Source organism: Streptomyces sp. NPDC020875, assembly GCF_040641415.1.
In the GTDB taxonomy this organism is placed as follows: Bacteria; Actinomycetota; Actinomycetes; order Streptomycetales; family Streptomycetaceae; genus Streptomyces.
The window spans coordinates 1-13,342 of the sequence record NZ_JBFADP010000001.1 but is presented as its reverse complement, the minus strand read 5'-3'; the positions used below and the strand labels follow the sequence as shown (position 1 = coordinate 13,342).

The window sequence follows — 13,342 nt, the reverse complement described above, 5'->3', positions numbered from 1 at the left end:
CCGGCACTCGCCGGATCCGCCGGGAACCGGGCCGTACCCCCCGCGCCGTCCGGGGCCGCGGCCGGGCCCCGCGAGTGGGCCGACCGGCCCGGCGCATACCGGGGGAGCGCTCCGCCGACCGTCGTGACCTGCTGTGATGTCGGCCGCTCGCCGTATCGCGGGCGAAAGGCGGCACCGTACAGTTAGCCGGTACACATCCCGCCGGAGCAGCGCCGGAGCCGCCGCGCTCCGATCGTCGTTCCGCCCGTGCCGGACCGTCCCGTCCACCGCCGCGCCCAGGGAGCCCTCCCGCCATGTCCCAGCCCCAGCCCCAGCAGACGCCAGCGCATTCGCACCCCGCCTACCCCGTGGGGCTGCGGCTCTCCGGCCGCCGTGTCGTCGTGGTCGGCGGCGGGCAGGTCGCCCAGCGCCGGCTGCCCGCGCTGATCGCCGCGGGCGCCGATGTCGTGCTGGTCTCCCCGTCGGCCACGCCCTCCGTGGAGGCCATGGTCACCGCCGGTGAGCTGCGCTGGGAGCGCCGCCGCTACCGGGACGGCGATCTGGACGGCGCCTGGTACGTCGTCGTCGCCTCGTCCGACCCCGAGGCCAACGACCGGATCTCCGCCGACGCCGAGGCGCGGCGGGTCTGGTGCGTCCGCTCCGACGACGCCGACGCGGCCACCGCCCTCACCCCCGCCACCGGCCACTCCGCCGGAGTCACCGTCGCCGTCCTCACCACCGAGGTCCGCGACCGCGATCCGCGCCGTACGGCCGCCGTCCGCGACGCCCTCGTGGAGGGGCTGGGCGACGGGACGATCACCGCCGGGCGGCACCGGAACAGGACCCCGGGCGTCGCCCTCGTCGGCGGCGGCCCCGGCGACCCCGAGCTGATCACGGTCAAGGGGCGGCGGCTGCTCGCCGAGGCCGATGTCGTGGTCGCCGACCGGCTCGGGCCCCGCGATCTGCTCGCCGAACTCCCGCCGCATGTCGAGGTGATCGACGCGGCGAAGATCCCGTACGGCCGGTTCATGGCCCAGGAGGCCATCAACAACGCCCTGATCGAGCACGCCAAGGCCGGGCGCGCGGTGGTCCGGCTCAAGGGCGGGGACCCGTTCGTCTTCGGCCGTGGCATGGAGGAGGCCGAGGCGCTCGCCGAGGCGGGCATCCCCTGCACCGTCGTCCCCGGGATCTCCAGCTCCATCAGTGTGCCCGGCGCGGCCGGGATCCCGGTCACCCACCGGGGCGTCGCCCATGAGTTCACCGTGGTCAGCGGCCATGTTGCACCCGACGACGAACGGTCCCTGGTGGACTGGGCGGCCCTCGCCGGGCTGCGCGGCACGCTGGTGATCCTGATGGGCGTCGACAAGATCGGCGCGATCGCCCGGGCGCTGATGGCGCACGGCCGGGACGGCGCGACACCGGTGGCCCTGGTCCAGGAGGGCACCACCGCGGCCCAGCGCAGGGTGGACGCCACCCTCGCGACCGTCGGCGAGGTCGTCGCCGCCGAGGATGTCCGGCCGCCCGCGGTGATCGTCGTCGGGGACGTGGTCGCCGTCGCCGCCCGGATCGCCGGAATCGGCCCTATCGCCCCCGCCCCCGGTAACCTTCAGTAACCGACCTCTGCCCGGGCTTTGGGCTCTGGCACCCGTCCCCGGAGAAGGCAGTACCGACCCGTGGCTGATCTGATCACCGTCGAAGACCCCGACGACCCCCGGCTGAGCGACTACACCGGCCTCACCGACGTCGAACTGCGGCGCCGCCGGGAGCCCGCCGAAGGGCTCTTCATCGCCGAGGGCGAGAAGGTCATCCGCCGGGCGAGGGACGCCGGATACGCGATGCGGTCGATGCTGCTGTCGGCCAAGTGGGTCGACGCCATGCGGGACGTCATCGACGAGAGCCCGGCCCCCGTCTACGTCGTCGACCCCGGACTCGCCGAACGCGTCACCGGCTACCACGTACACCGGGGCGCGCTCGCCTCCATGCGGCGCGAGCCGCTGCCCACCGCCGCCGAACTGCTGACCGGCGCCCGCCGGGTGGTGGTGATGGAGTCCGTCAACGACCACACCAACATCGGCGCGATCTTCCGCAGCGCCGCCGCCCTCGGCATGGACGCCGTACTGCTCTCCCCGGACTGCGCCGACCCGCTGTACCGGCGCTCGGTGAAGGTCTCCATGGGCGCCGTCTTCTCCGTCCCGTACGCCCGGCTGGACAATTGGCCCCGGGGCCTGGAGACGGTCCGCGAGGCGGGCTTCACCCTGCTCGCCCTCACCCCCGACGAGCGGGCCACCGCGATCGACGAGGCGGCCCCGCACCGGATGGAGCGGGTGGCGCTGATGCTGGGCGCGGAGGGCGACGGACTGTCGGCCCGCGCGCTGGCCGCGGCGGACGACCGGGTCCGGATCCCGATGGCCCACGGCGTCGACTCGCTCAATGTCGGCGCGGCGGCGGCCGTCGCCTTCTACGCCGTGGCGTCCGGCCGCCCCGGCGACTGACCCGCGGGAGCACGGGTCCCACCCTGCGGCCGTACGGCCTACAGCTGCTGGGCCGCCGCGATCCCCAGCGCGACGATCAGCGTCACCACGAAGAAGACCACGATCCGCTGGCGCAGCAGCCGCGGATTGGCGGGCCGCCGGCCCGTGGAAGTGGTACGCGGCCCGGGGCGCCCGCCCTGACGGCCCCGGGCGGACGACGGCGCGCCGCCGCGCGAGGCGCCCGGCCGGGAGGAGCCCCCGGTCCGCGACGGCTGCGAACGCGGACCCGCCCCGCCACCGCCGGTCCGGCGCTCACCGGTCCGCCGCTCGCGCTCCCGGGGATCGCGCTCGGTCCGCTCCAGCCGTTCCGTGCGGTCCAGCCGCTCCGTACGCTGCGGATAGCGGGCCGGCTGCCCGCCACGGGTGTCGATCCGCTCCCTCGGCACCGGCGGTCTGCTGTCGGCCGGGCCCTGCGCCTCCCGGGCCGCGATCTCCTTCAGCCGCATGGAGAGCTGGAGGGTGCTGGGGCGCTCCAGCGGATCCTTCGCCAGACATGCCCGCAACAGCGGCGCCAGCGCGTCCGGTACGCCCTGAAGATGCGGCTCCTCGTGCACCACCCGGTAGAGCATGACCTCCGAACCGCCGTGCCCGAAGGGGGAGTCGGCGGTCGCCGCGTAGGCGAGGGTGGCGCCGAGCGCGAAGACGTCGGTCGCCGGGGTGACGGCCACCCCTCGGACCTGTTCGGGGGCGAGGAAGCCGGGGGAGCCGACGGCCGTGCCGACATGGGTGAGGGTGGAGGCGCCGGTGGCCCAGGCGATCCCGAAGTCGATGATCCGCGGGCCCTTCGGCGAGAGCAGGATGTTCGACGGCTTCAGATCGCGGTGGACCACCCCGGCCTCGTGCACGGCGACCAGGCCCTCCGAGAGCGCGGCGCCGATCGCGGCCACCTCGGCGGCCGGGAGCACACCCTCCTCGTTGACCTTGTCGTGGAGGGAGGGGCCTGGCACGTACTGGGTGGCGAACCACGGCCGGTCGGCCTCCAGATCCGCCGCCACCAGCCGGGCCGTACAGCCGCCCCGGATCCGCCGGGCCGCCGACACCTCCCGGGCGAACCGGGACCGGAACTCCTGGTCCTCCGCGAGATCCGGGCGGATCACCTTCAGTGCCACCCGCTGGCCGCGCCGGTCCGAACCCAGATAGACGACGCCCATCCCGCCCGCGCCCAGCCGCCGGTGAATACGGAACGAGCCGACGACACGCGGGTCCTCGCGCCGGAGCCGCATCATCGCCATCGTCCGTCCCCTGCCTACGTGGGCGGAGCCCCACCCTGTGTGCCTCGGTGGGCGGCCCCACCCTGCTGCGCCGGACTCCCGGCCCGCCGTCCCGTGGGACCGGGCCCGACCGGCGCCGGGCCGATCTTCCGTCCCGACGTGGCACAGCTTACGTACCCCCGCCCCGGTGCGCTCATAGGCCGCGCCCTCTCGCCGCGATCGATTGTCAGTGCCCGGTGGGAGAATTGACCGGAGGTCAGGGGGTGGAGACACCGGCTCCCCGGGCTCGCGCGTGAACTCAACGGACCGTCACCCGAGGGGGATTGGATCAGTGAGAGGTGATCGCGCGGAGACCGCCTTGGCCGGGGGCGACAGCACGCGTACGTACGAAGTCGTGGCAAGCCGGGCAGGGCGCCGGGTGGAGGCCGCCGTCCACGGACGGGTGGTCGAAGTGAGGGAAGTCACCCGGAGCGGGGCCGTGGTCCGGACGGCCCGCTTCACGGCCGACCGGGGCGTCGTATGTCGTCGGTTGTCCTCGCATCGGTGGAGCGGCCCCTCCCCGGGAACGAGGCCGAAGAGCCTCCCCTCAGGGAAACCCCTCAGACCTGAGGAGGCTTCTCCACCCAGGGGAGTACATCGGAGGGTCTCGGCTCATCCTCTCGGAGGCCCGGCAATCGGTACGCGGGCATGACGTTCGGCCCCCGCCGGAAACCTAAAGTTGAGGTCAAGCGGCGGGTGCGGTACTCGTCCCCCGAGGTCGGACACCCGCCGCTGCCAACTACGACAGGAGAGGGACCATGGCGGACACGGTGACCCGGACCATGATCCGGACGCGGGAACGCCGGGCGGTCGCCCCGTTCGGCGACCGGCGGGCCGGTCGCCGCCACCCCTTGGTGGCCACGGCCATGGTCCTTCCCCTGGCGGCACTGCTGCTCTATGTCATCGGTGGCTTGGAAGCGGTAGTGACACAGGCGTCGTCCGTGGGCGTGATGCTGGGGCGCTGAGCGGCGCCCCGGGCCCGGAAGAGCGGTCCGGGTCGGGGACATCCGGCCATAACCCCGTGGGGACGGGGGTGCGGCGGACGGCAAGTGGTGGCCGGTCAGCTGGGGAGCTGACCGGCTACCGCGTTTTCGGGCTTCCCGGCTCCCGCCGCTTCTTCCGCGTGTACGGATTTCCGTGTTCTCAGCCCCTGAAGCGATCTCGGCGTCCCCCGCGCGGCGGCGTAGGCTCGCCCCGCAGCCGTATCGCACCCGGGGGAGTGACCATCAGCGCGACCGCCGCCACCGCCCCTGCCGCCGTCGACGCGCTCGTCCGGATCGCCCGGGACGCCGCGCACCCCGGACCGGGGACGGCGGCCGATCCGGCCTGCCGGGGCTGCGCCCGGGGACCCGAGGTGCTCGCGGACCGCCCCGACGGACTGGTCGTACGCCACGGGAACACCGTCGCCAAGGCGCACGACGAAGCCGCCGATCCCCGGGAACTCCGCGCCAGGCTCGCGATCGCGGCCGATCCCCGGCTCGCCGGGATCCTGCTGCCCCCGCTCTTCCCGCCCGCCGGTTCGCCCGCCGTCCCCGGGCGGCTGGTCAGCCACTGGCCGTACGGATCACCCGTGGACCCGGCCGACCCGGACGCCGCGCCCTGGGAGGAGACCGCGACCCTGCTGGCCCGGCTGCACGCGGTCCCGCCCGAGTCCCTGCCGGGACCGCCGCCCCCGGCGCGGGGCCCGGCGAAGGCGGCCCTGGCGATCGCCCGGATGCGGCGGGAGACCCGTCATCCGGCCGCCGGGGACGTCCTGCGCGCCTGGCACCGGCTGCCCGCCCGGGCCCGGGGCGAGGCCGCCGCGCCGGGGCCCGCCGGGCTCTGCCACGGCGATCTCCACCTGGGCCAGCTGGTCCGGAGCCCCGCCCCGGACGGGCCGTGGCTGTTGATCGACGTCGACGATCTCGGTATCGGCGACCAAGCCTGGGACCTGGCCCGCCCGGCGGCCTGGTTCGCCGCCGGGCTGCTGGCGCCCGAGGTGTGGGGCCGCTTCCTCGACACGTACACGGCGGCCGGGGGAGCGGCCGTCGACCCGGCGGACCCGTGGGCCCGGCTGGACGTCCCGGCCCGGGCGCTCACCGTGCAGAGCGCGGCGCTCGCCCTGGTCCGGGCGGCCCGGGAGGAACAGGAGCCCGACGAGACCGATACGGCCGTTCTGGAAGCCTGTGTCCGGATCGCCCGGCTGGCACCGGAGTTGTGACCCGGAAGCCCTCGTCGGGCGCCGCCGGGCCGACGTAGGGTGCTGCTGCGGCCGGGCACCTCAACCGGGCCGCACGGAACGACAGGCGAGGAGCTGAGCCCGACGATGCAGTGTCCCAAGTGCCACGCGCTGATGCAGACGTACAACCGCAGTGGTGTCCAGATCGAGCAGTGCGGCGGCTGCCGGGGGATATTCCTCGACTACGGCGAGCTGGAGTCGCTGACCCGACTGGAATCGCAGTGGGTCCAGCAGGCCCCGCCGCCGCCCGCGCCGCCCGCCGCCTACCCCGCGGCCCACGCGCCCGCCTGGGGCGCCCCGCAGCACGGTGGTCACCACGGCGGCCATCACGGCGGTCACCACGGCCACCGCCGGGGCTTCGGCCGGATGCTCTTCTCCTCCTGACCCGCCCCGGCCGCGGCCACCCGCGCGGCCCGGACCCCGGGAACGACGGAACCCCGGTCACCGAGAAGGCGACCGGGGTTCCGGAGGTGTGCGCGATACTGGGATTGAACCAGTGACCTCTTCCGTGTCAGGGAAGCGCTCTCCCGCTGAGCTAATCGCGCGGGAACCGACCGGGGGCGAGCCCGCCGGAAGGCGTTCGGGGCCGTACGGCCCGCGTGCGCGATACTGGGATTGAACCAGTGACCTCTTCCGTGTCAGGGAAGCGCTCTCCCGCTGAGCTAATCGCGCGGGGGATCCCGGAGGATCCGGTGGACGATACTGGGATTGAACCAGTGACCTCTTCCGTGTCAGGGAAGCGCTCTCCCGCTGAGCTAATCGTCCTTGGAGGTGGAGACGGGATTTGAACCCGTGTAGACGGCTTTGCAGGCCGTTGCCTCGCCTCTCGGCCACTCCACCCGGAGTGCGGGGGTTCGGGAAGATCCCCCAACATCGAGCGGACGACGAGATTCGAACTCGCGACCCTCACCTTGGCAAGGTGATGCTCTACCAACTGAGCCACGTCCGCCTGTCGTTTCCGGTCCGCTTCCGCGTCCCGGCGACGTGTTGAACTCTAGCGGATTCCTGGGCCAGCACAAAAACGCGTTTCCGCAGCGTGCTGACGTGTGTTCGCCCCGCAGTCGTCCGGAGGCGGCTCCAGTACGCCGCGGGGGCGGCCACCGGGACGGGTCCGGTTCCGGCGGGCGGCCCGGCACCTCGGCCGTCCCGGACGCATCCGCCCCGGTCATAGACTCGACATCGTGCACCACCACCCTCCGCTGGCCCGATTCGGGCATCTGATCGCCACCGGTCTGCGGGACGTCACCCACGATCCCGAGGCCCTGGACTCCGCGGGCTTCTGGGCCGTCTCCGCCGACTTCGAGGGCCGGATCACCTGTGCCCGGTTCGCGGACGTCCGGACCGGACCCGTGCCGCCGCCCGTCCCCGGCCGCTGGCACGGGCCGGCCGCCGCCGACTGGACCTCGTCCCTCGGCCGCGGCGCCTACACCGCCGGTGTCCGCCGGATCCGGGAGCACATCGCGGCGGGCGAGGTCTACCAGGCCAACCTGTGCCGGGTGCTCTCCGCTCCACTGCCGGAGCGGGGGGAGCGGGCCGATGTCGACGCCCTCACGGCCCTGCTCGCCCGGGGTAACCCCGCCCCCTATGCAGGAACGATTCGCCTGCCCGGTCACGGGGTGGAGATCGCCACCGCGTCGCCCGAGCTGTATCTCCGCCGCTCCGGGACCACCGTCGAATCCGGGCCGATCAAGGGCACCGGCCGGACGGCGGCCGATCTGCTGGAGAAGGACCACGCCGAGAATGTGATGATCGTCGACCTGGTCCGCAACGACCTGGGCCGGGTCTGCGCCACCGGCTCCGTCACGGTGCCCGAGCTGTGCGCCGTCGAACCCCACCCCGGACTGGTCCACCTGGTCTCGACCGTCCGCGGCGAGCTGCGGACCGGAAGCGGCTGGCGCGACCTCCTCGGCGCCACCTTCCCGCCCGGCTCCGTCACCGGCGCGCCCAAATCCAGCGCCCTGCGGATCATCGAGGCGCTGGAGACCGCGGACCGGGGGCCGTACTGCGGCGGTATCGGCTGGGTCGACGCCGACCGGGGCCGGGCCGAGCTGGCGGTCGGCATCCGCACCTTCTGGATCGACCGCGCCGACCCGGACCGGCCCCTGCTGCGGTTCGGCACCGGCGCCGGGATCACCTGGGGTTCCGACCCCGACCGCGAATGGGCGGAGACCGAGCTGAAGGCCCGCAGACTGCTCGCGATAGCGTCGGGCGACGATGGTGCGGCTGGTGCGGCGGCACCGGCGGAGGGGGCCGTGAATCCGGCCCCGGCCGCCCTGAACGCGGAAGGACGGTACTGATGAAGCTGTGGGTGGACGGTGCGCTGAGGGACGCCGCGGAGGCCCGGGTCTCCGTACTCGACCACGGTCTCACCGTCGGCGACGGAGTATTCGAGACGGCCAAGGCCGAGCACGGGCGGGCCTTCGCCCTCACCCTCCACCTCGAACGCCTCACCCGCTCCGCCCGCGGACTGGGACTGCCCGACCCGGACCACGACGAGATCCGGCACGCCTGCGCGGCCGTCCTCGACGCCAACCCGGTCGACCTGGGACGGCTGCGGATCACCTACACCGGCGGGATCTCCCCGCTCGGCTCCGACCGGGGCACCGCGGGACCGACCCTGGTGGTCGCCCTCGGCCCCGCCGCCCGCCGCCCCGACACCACCGCCGCGATCACCGTCCCCTGGGTCCGCAACGAGCGCGGCGCGCTCACCGGACTCAAGACCACCTCGTACGCCGAGAACGTCGTCGCCCTCGCCAGGGCCGCCGAGCACGGCGCGTCCGAGGCGCTCTTCGCCAATACGGTCGGGCAGCTCTGCGAGGGCACCGGGTCCAACATCTTCGTCGTGGTCGGCGGTGAGCTGCTGACCCCGCCGGTCTCCTCCGGCGCGCTCGCGGGCATCACCCGCGCCCTGACGGTGGAGTGGACCGGGGCCACCGAGACCGATCTGCCGTTCGACGTACTGGCACGGGCCGACGAGATCTTCCTGACCTCCAGCCTCCGCGATGTGCAGGCGGTCCACCGGATCGACGGCCGTGAACTGCCCGGCGCCCCGGGCCCGGTCACCGCCAAGGCCATGCGGATCTTCGAGGAGCGCGCGGCGGCCGACCCCGATCCCCGGCTTCCCTGACCCGGAAGCCGGTGCGGGACCGTCCCCGGGATGGGTAGAACACCCCGGTGACGACGACCCTGCGGCCGACCGGGCCGCCACGGAACGAGACCGGCGGCGCCCGTGCCCGCGACTACGACATCTGCGTCAACGGGCGCCGCGTCGGCGGTGTCGAGATCGCGACCCTGCCGGGTGCCGGACCCCGCACCGGCACCCTCCGGGCGCTCCATGTGGACCCGGCCGACCGGCGGCGGGGCCGGGGCACCGTGGCCGCGCTCGCCGCCGAGGAGGTACTGCGCGGCTGGGGCTGTGACACGGTCCGGGTCTCCGTACCGCCGGCCGCCGCCGAGGCGGTCCGGCTGGTCACCGCCCTCGGCTACACCGAGGACGGCCCGCCGCCGTCCGGCGCCGGGGAGACCGGGGTCCTCTGGAGCAAGCCCCTGCTGTGACGGGTGCGCCGGAAAAATACCGGGGTCTACTCCGCGAGCAGCCGGTCGGCGATCTCCTCGATGCGGGCCCGCAGCCCCTCCTGGCTCTTGCCGCCGTCCAGCCGCTCGCCGCCGACGAGATAGGTCGGCGTGCCGGTCACTCCGATCGCCTTGCCCTCGGCCTGGTCGGCGTCGACGGCCAGGATGTGCCGTCCGTCGATCAGCGCCGTGTCGAACTCGCCGTCGTCGAGGCCCAGTTCCCGGGCGGTCGCCACCAGGAACTCCTCGCCGCGCCGGTTCAGCTCGTCCACCCCGGCGAGCACGGCCCCGGCGTACTCCCAGCCCCGCCCCTGGGCCGCCGCCTCCTCGGCGGCCTGCGCGGCGGCGAAGGCGTACTTGTGCTTCTCCAGCGGGAAGTGCCGCAGCCGTACCTCCAGCCGGTCGCCGTACCGCTCGCGCAGGGCCCGCAGATCGTCGAGGGCGGTCAGACAGTCGGGGCACTGCAGTTCGCACCAGACGTCCAGGACGACGGGCGCGGGCGGCACGGCGGACGGCGCGGGAACGGAGGAGGGTGTGGAGTCGTTCATACGGTGAGTCTCCCAGCCGGGCCGCCCGGCCCGGGTGAGGGCCCCGCCCCTGGGACGATCCCGTCCCGGAGATCCCCCTGAGACCGGCCCGTCCCCGTGGCCCCGCCGCCGTCGGTCGGTGCAGGATGGAAGGGACACAACCGGCGAGTGCGGCGGATCGCCGACGCGCGCCGCCCGGTCGGGTCGGCAGTGGCAGCAGGATGGACGGGCGCCGGGTACCGGCGCCGAACCGAGCAGGAGGACCGGATGATTGCCGAGACCATATGTTCCGCGGTGGCCGCGGCGGGCCTGGGCATCGCCGGGGTGACGGCGTACCGCAGGCGTTTTCTGACGGCCGCGCGGATCGCCGCGTACTCCCTGATCCCGCTCGGTCTGGTGCTCACCGGCGCGGTCGCCTGGGCGGTCGACACGGCCTTCAGCCCGACGGCGTGGATCGGGTTCGGGCTGCTCGGCGGGGCGTGGGCGATGTTCATGGGCATCCGGGGCGTGGAGCGGCGCAAGGGTCTGCCCGGCCGTAAGGAGCGCCGGGCGGCGAAGGCGGCGGCCCGGCGGGACGCCGTGGCGCCCGCCGCCTCGGCCCCGTCGCTGGGCGCGGGACAGGCCCGGCCGGGGAAGCGTTCGAAGCCCGCCGGGGCCGCGTCCGGTGGCAAGTCGTCCGGCGGGGGCGCGGGCGAGGACTTCAGCGACATCGAGGCGATCCTCAAGAAGCACGGCATCTGACGGCCCGCCGGAGGCGCCGTTTCTGTACCGGTCGGTCGGAACTTCTCAAGGGGTGAGACGACGGGGCGGGATGTGATGAACTCCCGCCCCCACTATGTGTGTTGAGCGATCAAGGGGCCGCGCTCTGCGTCATCATCACCCCGAGATGCTCGATACCTCGCGGGGGAATCCCGTACCGACACCAGAGCCGCAGCAGCCGCAGGAGCCCAGGGGCTGTCTCTTCGCGCTCTCCCAGCCGCCGCTGATGATCTTCCTGACGGTGATCGGCGTGCTGTTGCTGATGGCCGCCGTCCACGATCTGTTCCTGTTGTGAGGGCTTGCCGGGGGGCCGCGGGTGCCGGTGGTCTGCCGTCCGAACCGGACCCGTCCCGTGCCCGCGCGAACGGTTTCCGTACGGCCTCTCTCCGCTCAGCCCGCCGCTTCCTTGCGGCGGGCCCGGTAGGCGGCCACATGGAGCCGGTTGCCGCAGGTCCGGCTGTCGCAGTAGCGGCGGGAGCGGTTGCGGGACAGATCGACGAAGGCCCGGCCGCAGTCCGGTGCCTCGCAGCGCCGCAGCCGCTCCTGCTCGCCCGCGACGACGATGAAGGCGAGGGCCATCCCGCCGTCCGCCGCCAGATGGTCCGCCACCGAGGCGCCCGGCGCGAAGTAGTGGACGTGCCAGTCGTAGCCGTCGTGATCGGTCAGCTGGGGAGTGGTACCCGCCTCGGCGACCAGATCGTTCACCAGCTCCGCCGCCGCCCTCCGCTCGGAGGCGGCGAAGATCTCCGCGAACCGGTCCCGGACCCGGCGGACGGCGTGCAGATCGCGGCCCCCCAGCTCGCCCACATCACTGATGGAGTGCGCCTGTACGAAGGTTTCGAGGGCGGCCACGTCCGCCAGCCTCTCCTCGGTGACCCCGGCGCCGTGATCGTCCTGCGGCGCCGTGTTCACCAGGTCCACCACCATGTCGAGGGCGAATCTGGTGTCGTGAGGGATCAGCACGATGCGCTCCATGGCCTGCCGCGGGCCGGTGCCCGCCGAATTCCGGTGCACTCTAGCGGTTCGCCCCGGAACGCAGCGGTGCCGTCACCGCGCGGACGCGGTGACGGCACCGGTGTGTCACCTATGGGAGGGTCCGCTCGGCGCCGTCTCCCCGAGTAGGACGGCGCCGGGCGGTTCCCGGCCTGCCTCAGCTCTCGGCCAGGATGTGGGACAGTTCCGTGTCGAGATCGAAGTGGCGATGCTCGGTACCCGGTGGTACCGCGGCGTCGGTCCGCTTGAGGAACGACTCCAGGGCCCGGGCCGGGGCCTCCAGCAGCGCTTCGCCCTCCGGAGAGCTCAGCGCGATGCAGACGACGCCCTGACCGTGACTGCGGGACGGCCAGACCCGGACGTCGCCGGTGCCGGTGGGCCGGTGCAGCCCCTCGGCGAGCAGATCGCGGGCGAAGACCCATTCGACCGTCTCTTCGGCTCCGGTGTGGAAGGTGGCATGCACGGCATAGGGATCGGCCGTGTCGTACCGCAGGCCCGCGGGTACAGGCAGTGATGACTCGCTCGACACAACGAGGCGCAGGTGCAGCTCGCAGCTGACCGTGGTGTTCATAAGCGCCAGGGCCTTTCGCTCAGTGTGCGCTCGGGGATTCGCACGTCGGCGAAATCGACATGCCACCTACGGTGTCGTTGTAAACCCCTCTGACCGTTTTGTGATCCTTCATGTCGCTCGTACGGCCCTGCATTACTTTGCGTTATACGTCCAATCCGGTGAACCGGGAGGGTGATCCGGTACGTTTGAACGCATGAAAACGGAGAGCGAGCGGGGGGAGAACCTGGTGACTCAGGACTCGGCTTCCGTGACGGGGGCGGCGGGGGCCGCCGACGGCGCGCCCGGTACGGGCAAGGACCCGGAGGAACAGCCCGAGCCGGTACTCGGTTCCAAGGCGCCGGCCTTCATCAAGCGGTCGAAGGCGCTCCACCTGAGCTGGCAGGTCGGGGTGTTCCTGGTCGGCCTGGCGGTCGTCGGCGCCGGTGTCGCCATGCTGGTCCTGCCCGGCCCCGGCTGGGTGGTGATCTTCGCCGGTATGGCGATCTGGGCGACCGAGTTCGTCTGGGCGCAGCTGGTGCTCCGCTGGACCAAGCGCAAGGTGAGCGAGGCGGCACAGCGCGCCCTCGATCCCCGCGTACGGCGGCGGAACATCATCCTCACCTCGGTCGGGGTGGCCATCTGCGCCGTACTGGCCGGGATCTACCTCTGGAAGTTCGGCATCGTGATGCCGTGGAAGATCGAGACATAACACGTGCCACCGGGGCCGTCCGGCCGGTGGGTGACCGCCGTCCGGCCGGGTGGTCCGGAGCCCCGCTGACATGGGGTAATGTTGGCGGCGCGTTCCCGGGCGATTAGCTCAGCGGGAGAGCGCTTCGTTCACACCGAAGAGGTCACTGGTTCGAACCCAGTATCGCCCACACAGATGCTCGGCCACCGCCGCGAAAGCCCGCAGCTGCGCCAGGCTGGGCTGCTTGCCCCGGTTCGCCGTGACCATTGATACC

General features: G+C 73.2%; 14 protein-coding genes, 6 tRNA genes and 2 pseudogenes. 13 read left to right on the top strand and 9 right to left on the bottom strand.

The genetic code is table 11. The features are described from left to right. The first annotated feature begins 293 nt into the window (after positions 1–293). Both cobA and AB0G74_RS00105 read left to right on the top strand, forming a co-directional pair. Positions 294–1,592, top strand: a complete 1,299-nt coding sequence (gene cobA / locus AB0G74_RS00110; protein ID WP_361138405.1) for a uroporphyrinogen-III C-methyltransferase — start codon at positions 294–296, stop codon at positions 1,590–1,592. A 60-nt stretch (positions 1,593–1,652) separates the two neighbouring features. Beyond that, entirely contained in the window at positions 1,653–2,471 is an 819-nt protein-coding gene (locus AB0G74_RS00105) for an RNA methyltransferase (RefSeq protein WP_361138402.1), read from the top strand. A 38-nt stretch (positions 2,472–2,509) separates the two neighbouring features. On the opposite strand, the gene AB0G74_RS00100 is transcribed toward AB0G74_RS00105, so the two are convergent. Then, positions 2,510–3,742, bottom strand: a complete 1,233-nt coding sequence (locus tag AB0G74_RS00100; RefSeq protein WP_361138398.1) for a serine/threonine-protein kinase — start codon at positions 3,740–3,742, stop codon at positions 2,510–2,512. Between the two features lie 310 nt (positions 3,743–4,052). Here AB0G74_RS00100 and AB0G74_RS00095 point away from each other — a divergent pair. The 4 genes and pseudogenes from AB0G74_RS00095 (at position 4,053) to AB0G74_RS00080 (ending at position 6,362) form a co-directional block, all read left to right on the top strand. Then, positions 4,053–4,330: pseudogene (locus tag AB0G74_RS00095) on the top strand (hypothetical protein). Between the two features lie 188 nt (positions 4,331–4,518). Further along, on the top strand, positions 4,519–4,725 hold the full coding sequence (locus AB0G74_RS00090; RefSeq protein ID WP_361138395.1) for a hypothetical protein: 207 nt from the start codon (positions 4,519–4,521) through the stop codon (positions 4,723–4,725). A 254-nt stretch (positions 4,726–4,979) separates the two neighbouring features. After that, a complete protein-coding gene (locus AB0G74_RS00085; RefSeq protein WP_361138392.1) occupies positions 4,980–5,960 on the top strand; it encodes a phosphotransferase in 981 nt (326 codons plus the stop codon). A gap of 105 nt (positions 5,961–6,065) precedes the next feature. Then, positions 6,066–6,362 carry a zf-TFIIB domain-containing protein gene (locus AB0G74_RS00080; RefSeq protein WP_361138389.1) on the top strand — a complete coding sequence of 99 codons (297 nt, stop codon included), beginning with the start codon at positions 6,066–6,068 and terminating at the stop codon, positions 6,360–6,362. A gap of 89 nt (positions 6,363–6,451) precedes the next feature. Here the strand turns inward: AB0G74_RS00080 and AB0G74_RS00075 are convergent. From AB0G74_RS00075 to AB0G74_RS00055, 5 genes are all read right to left on the bottom strand, one after another. Next, positions 6,452–6,523, bottom strand: a tRNA-Val gene (locus AB0G74_RS00075). Positions 6,524–6,578: 55 nt separating this feature from the next. Next, positions 6,579–6,650: transfer RNA gene (locus AB0G74_RS00070), tRNA-Val, on the bottom strand. Positions 6,651–6,671: 21 nt separating this feature from the next. Next, positions 6,672–6,743, bottom strand: a tRNA-Val gene (locus tag AB0G74_RS00065). 1 nt (position 6,744) lies between these two features. Further along, positions 6,745–6,818: transfer RNA gene (locus AB0G74_RS00060), tRNA-Cys, on the bottom strand. Between the two features lie 36 nt (positions 6,819–6,854). Beyond that, a tRNA-Gly gene (locus AB0G74_RS00055) sits at positions 6,855–6,927 on the bottom strand. Positions 6,928–7,159: 232 nt separating this feature from the next. On the opposite strand from AB0G74_RS00055, the gene AB0G74_RS00050 reads away from it, so the two are divergent. From AB0G74_RS00050 to AB0G74_RS00040, 3 genes and pseudogenes are all read left to right on the top strand, one after another. Beyond that, positions 7,160–8,275: a chorismate-binding protein gene (locus AB0G74_RS00050; RefSeq protein ID WP_361138386.1), complete on the top strand. Its 1,116-nt coding sequence runs from the start codon at positions 7,160–7,162 to the stop codon at positions 8,273–8,275. Beyond that, a complete protein-coding gene (locus tag AB0G74_RS00045) occupies positions 8,275–9,105 on the top strand; it encodes an aminodeoxychorismate lyase (RefSeq protein WP_361138383.1) in 831 nt (276 codons plus the stop codon). The genes AB0G74_RS00050 and AB0G74_RS00045 overlap by 1 nt, the downstream gene beginning before the upstream one ends. A 47-nt stretch (positions 9,106–9,152) precedes the next feature. Next, positions 9,153–9,476: pseudogene (locus tag AB0G74_RS00040) on the top strand (GNAT family N-acetyltransferase); the annotation flags it as partial. An 83-nt stretch (positions 9,477–9,559) separates the two neighbouring features. Here AB0G74_RS00040 and AB0G74_RS00035 read toward each other — a convergent pair. After that, on the bottom strand, positions 9,560–10,099 hold the full coding sequence (locus AB0G74_RS00035; protein WP_361138380.1) for a DsbA family protein: 540 nt from the start codon (positions 10,097–10,099) through the stop codon (positions 9,560–9,562). Between the two features lie 246 nt (positions 10,100–10,345). On the opposite strand from AB0G74_RS00035, the gene AB0G74_RS00030 reads away from it, so the two are divergent. Both AB0G74_RS00030 and AB0G74_RS00025 read left to right on the top strand, forming a co-directional pair. Further along, entirely contained in the window at positions 10,346–10,819 is a 474-nt protein-coding gene (locus AB0G74_RS00030; protein WP_361138378.1) for a hypothetical protein, read from the top strand. Between the two features lie 145 nt (positions 10,820–10,964). Next, the gene (locus tag AB0G74_RS00025; RefSeq protein ID WP_361138375.1) at positions 10,965–11,132 is read left to right on the top strand and encodes a hypothetical protein; all 168 of its coding nucleotides are present in this window, start codon (positions 10,965–10,967) and stop codon (positions 11,130–11,132) included. Between the two features lie 95 nt (positions 11,133–11,227). Here the strand turns inward: AB0G74_RS00025 and AB0G74_RS00020 are convergent, their stop codons facing one another. Together AB0G74_RS00020 and AB0G74_RS00015 are read right to left on the bottom strand one after the other, a co-directional pair. Further along, entirely contained in the window at positions 11,228–11,800 is a 573-nt protein-coding gene (locus tag AB0G74_RS00020; RefSeq protein WP_361138373.1) for a CGNR zinc finger domain-containing protein, read from the bottom strand. Between the two features lie 187 nt (positions 11,801–11,987). Next, positions 11,988–12,401 carry an SsgA family sporulation/cell division regulator gene (locus AB0G74_RS00015; protein ID WP_003959770.1) on the bottom strand — a complete coding sequence of 138 codons (414 nt, stop codon included), beginning with the start codon at positions 12,399–12,401 and terminating at the stop codon, positions 11,988–11,990. 193 nt (positions 12,402–12,594) lie between these two features. Here AB0G74_RS00015 and AB0G74_RS00010 point away from each other — a divergent pair, with 193 nt between their 5' ends. Both AB0G74_RS00010 and AB0G74_RS00005 read left to right on the top strand, forming a co-directional pair. Further along, entirely contained in the window at positions 12,595–13,089 is a 495-nt protein-coding gene (locus AB0G74_RS00010; protein ID WP_361138370.1) for a TIGR02611 family protein, read from the top strand. A 97-nt stretch (positions 13,090–13,186) separates the two neighbouring features. Beyond that, a tRNA-Val gene (locus AB0G74_RS00005) sits at positions 13,187–13,258 on the top strand. Positions 13,259–13,342: the final 84 nt, after the last annotated feature.

Coding starts and splice junctions, on each gene's coding strand:
- AB0G74_RS00015 (WP_003959770.1), bottom strand. CDS start 12,401: ATGAACACCACGGTCAGCTGCGAGCTGCACCTGCGCCTCGTTGTGTCG.
- AB0G74_RS00080 (WP_361138389.1), top strand. CDS start 6,066: ATGCAGTGTCCCAAGTGCCACGCGCTGATGCAGACGTACAACCGCAGT.
- cobA (WP_361138405.1), top strand. CDS start 294: ATGTCCCAGCCCCAGCCCCAGCAGACGCCAGCGCATTCGCACCCCGCC.
- AB0G74_RS00100 (WP_361138398.1), bottom strand. CDS start 3,742: ATGGCGATGATGCGGCTCCGGCGCGAGGACCCGCGTGTCGTCGGCTCG.
- AB0G74_RS00030 (WP_361138378.1), top strand. CDS start 10,346: ATGATTGCCGAGACCATATGTTCCGCGGTGGCCGCGGCGGGCCTGGGC.
- AB0G74_RS00035 (WP_361138380.1), bottom strand. CDS start 10,099: ATGAACGACTCCACACCCTCCTCCGTTCCCGCGCCGTCCGCCGTGCCG.
- AB0G74_RS00090 (WP_361138395.1), top strand. CDS start 4,519: ATGGCGGACACGGTGACCCGGACCATGATCCGGACGCGGGAACGCCGG.
- AB0G74_RS00025 (WP_361138375.1), top strand. CDS start 10,965: ATGCTCGATACCTCGCGGGGGAATCCCGTACCGACACCAGAGCCGCAG.
- AB0G74_RS00010 (WP_361138370.1), top strand. CDS start 12,595: ATGAAAACGGAGAGCGAGCGGGGGGAGAACCTGGTGACTCAGGACTCG.
- AB0G74_RS00045 (WP_361138383.1), top strand. CDS start 8,275: ATGAAGCTGTGGGTGGACGGTGCGCTGAGGGACGCCGCGGAGGCCCGG.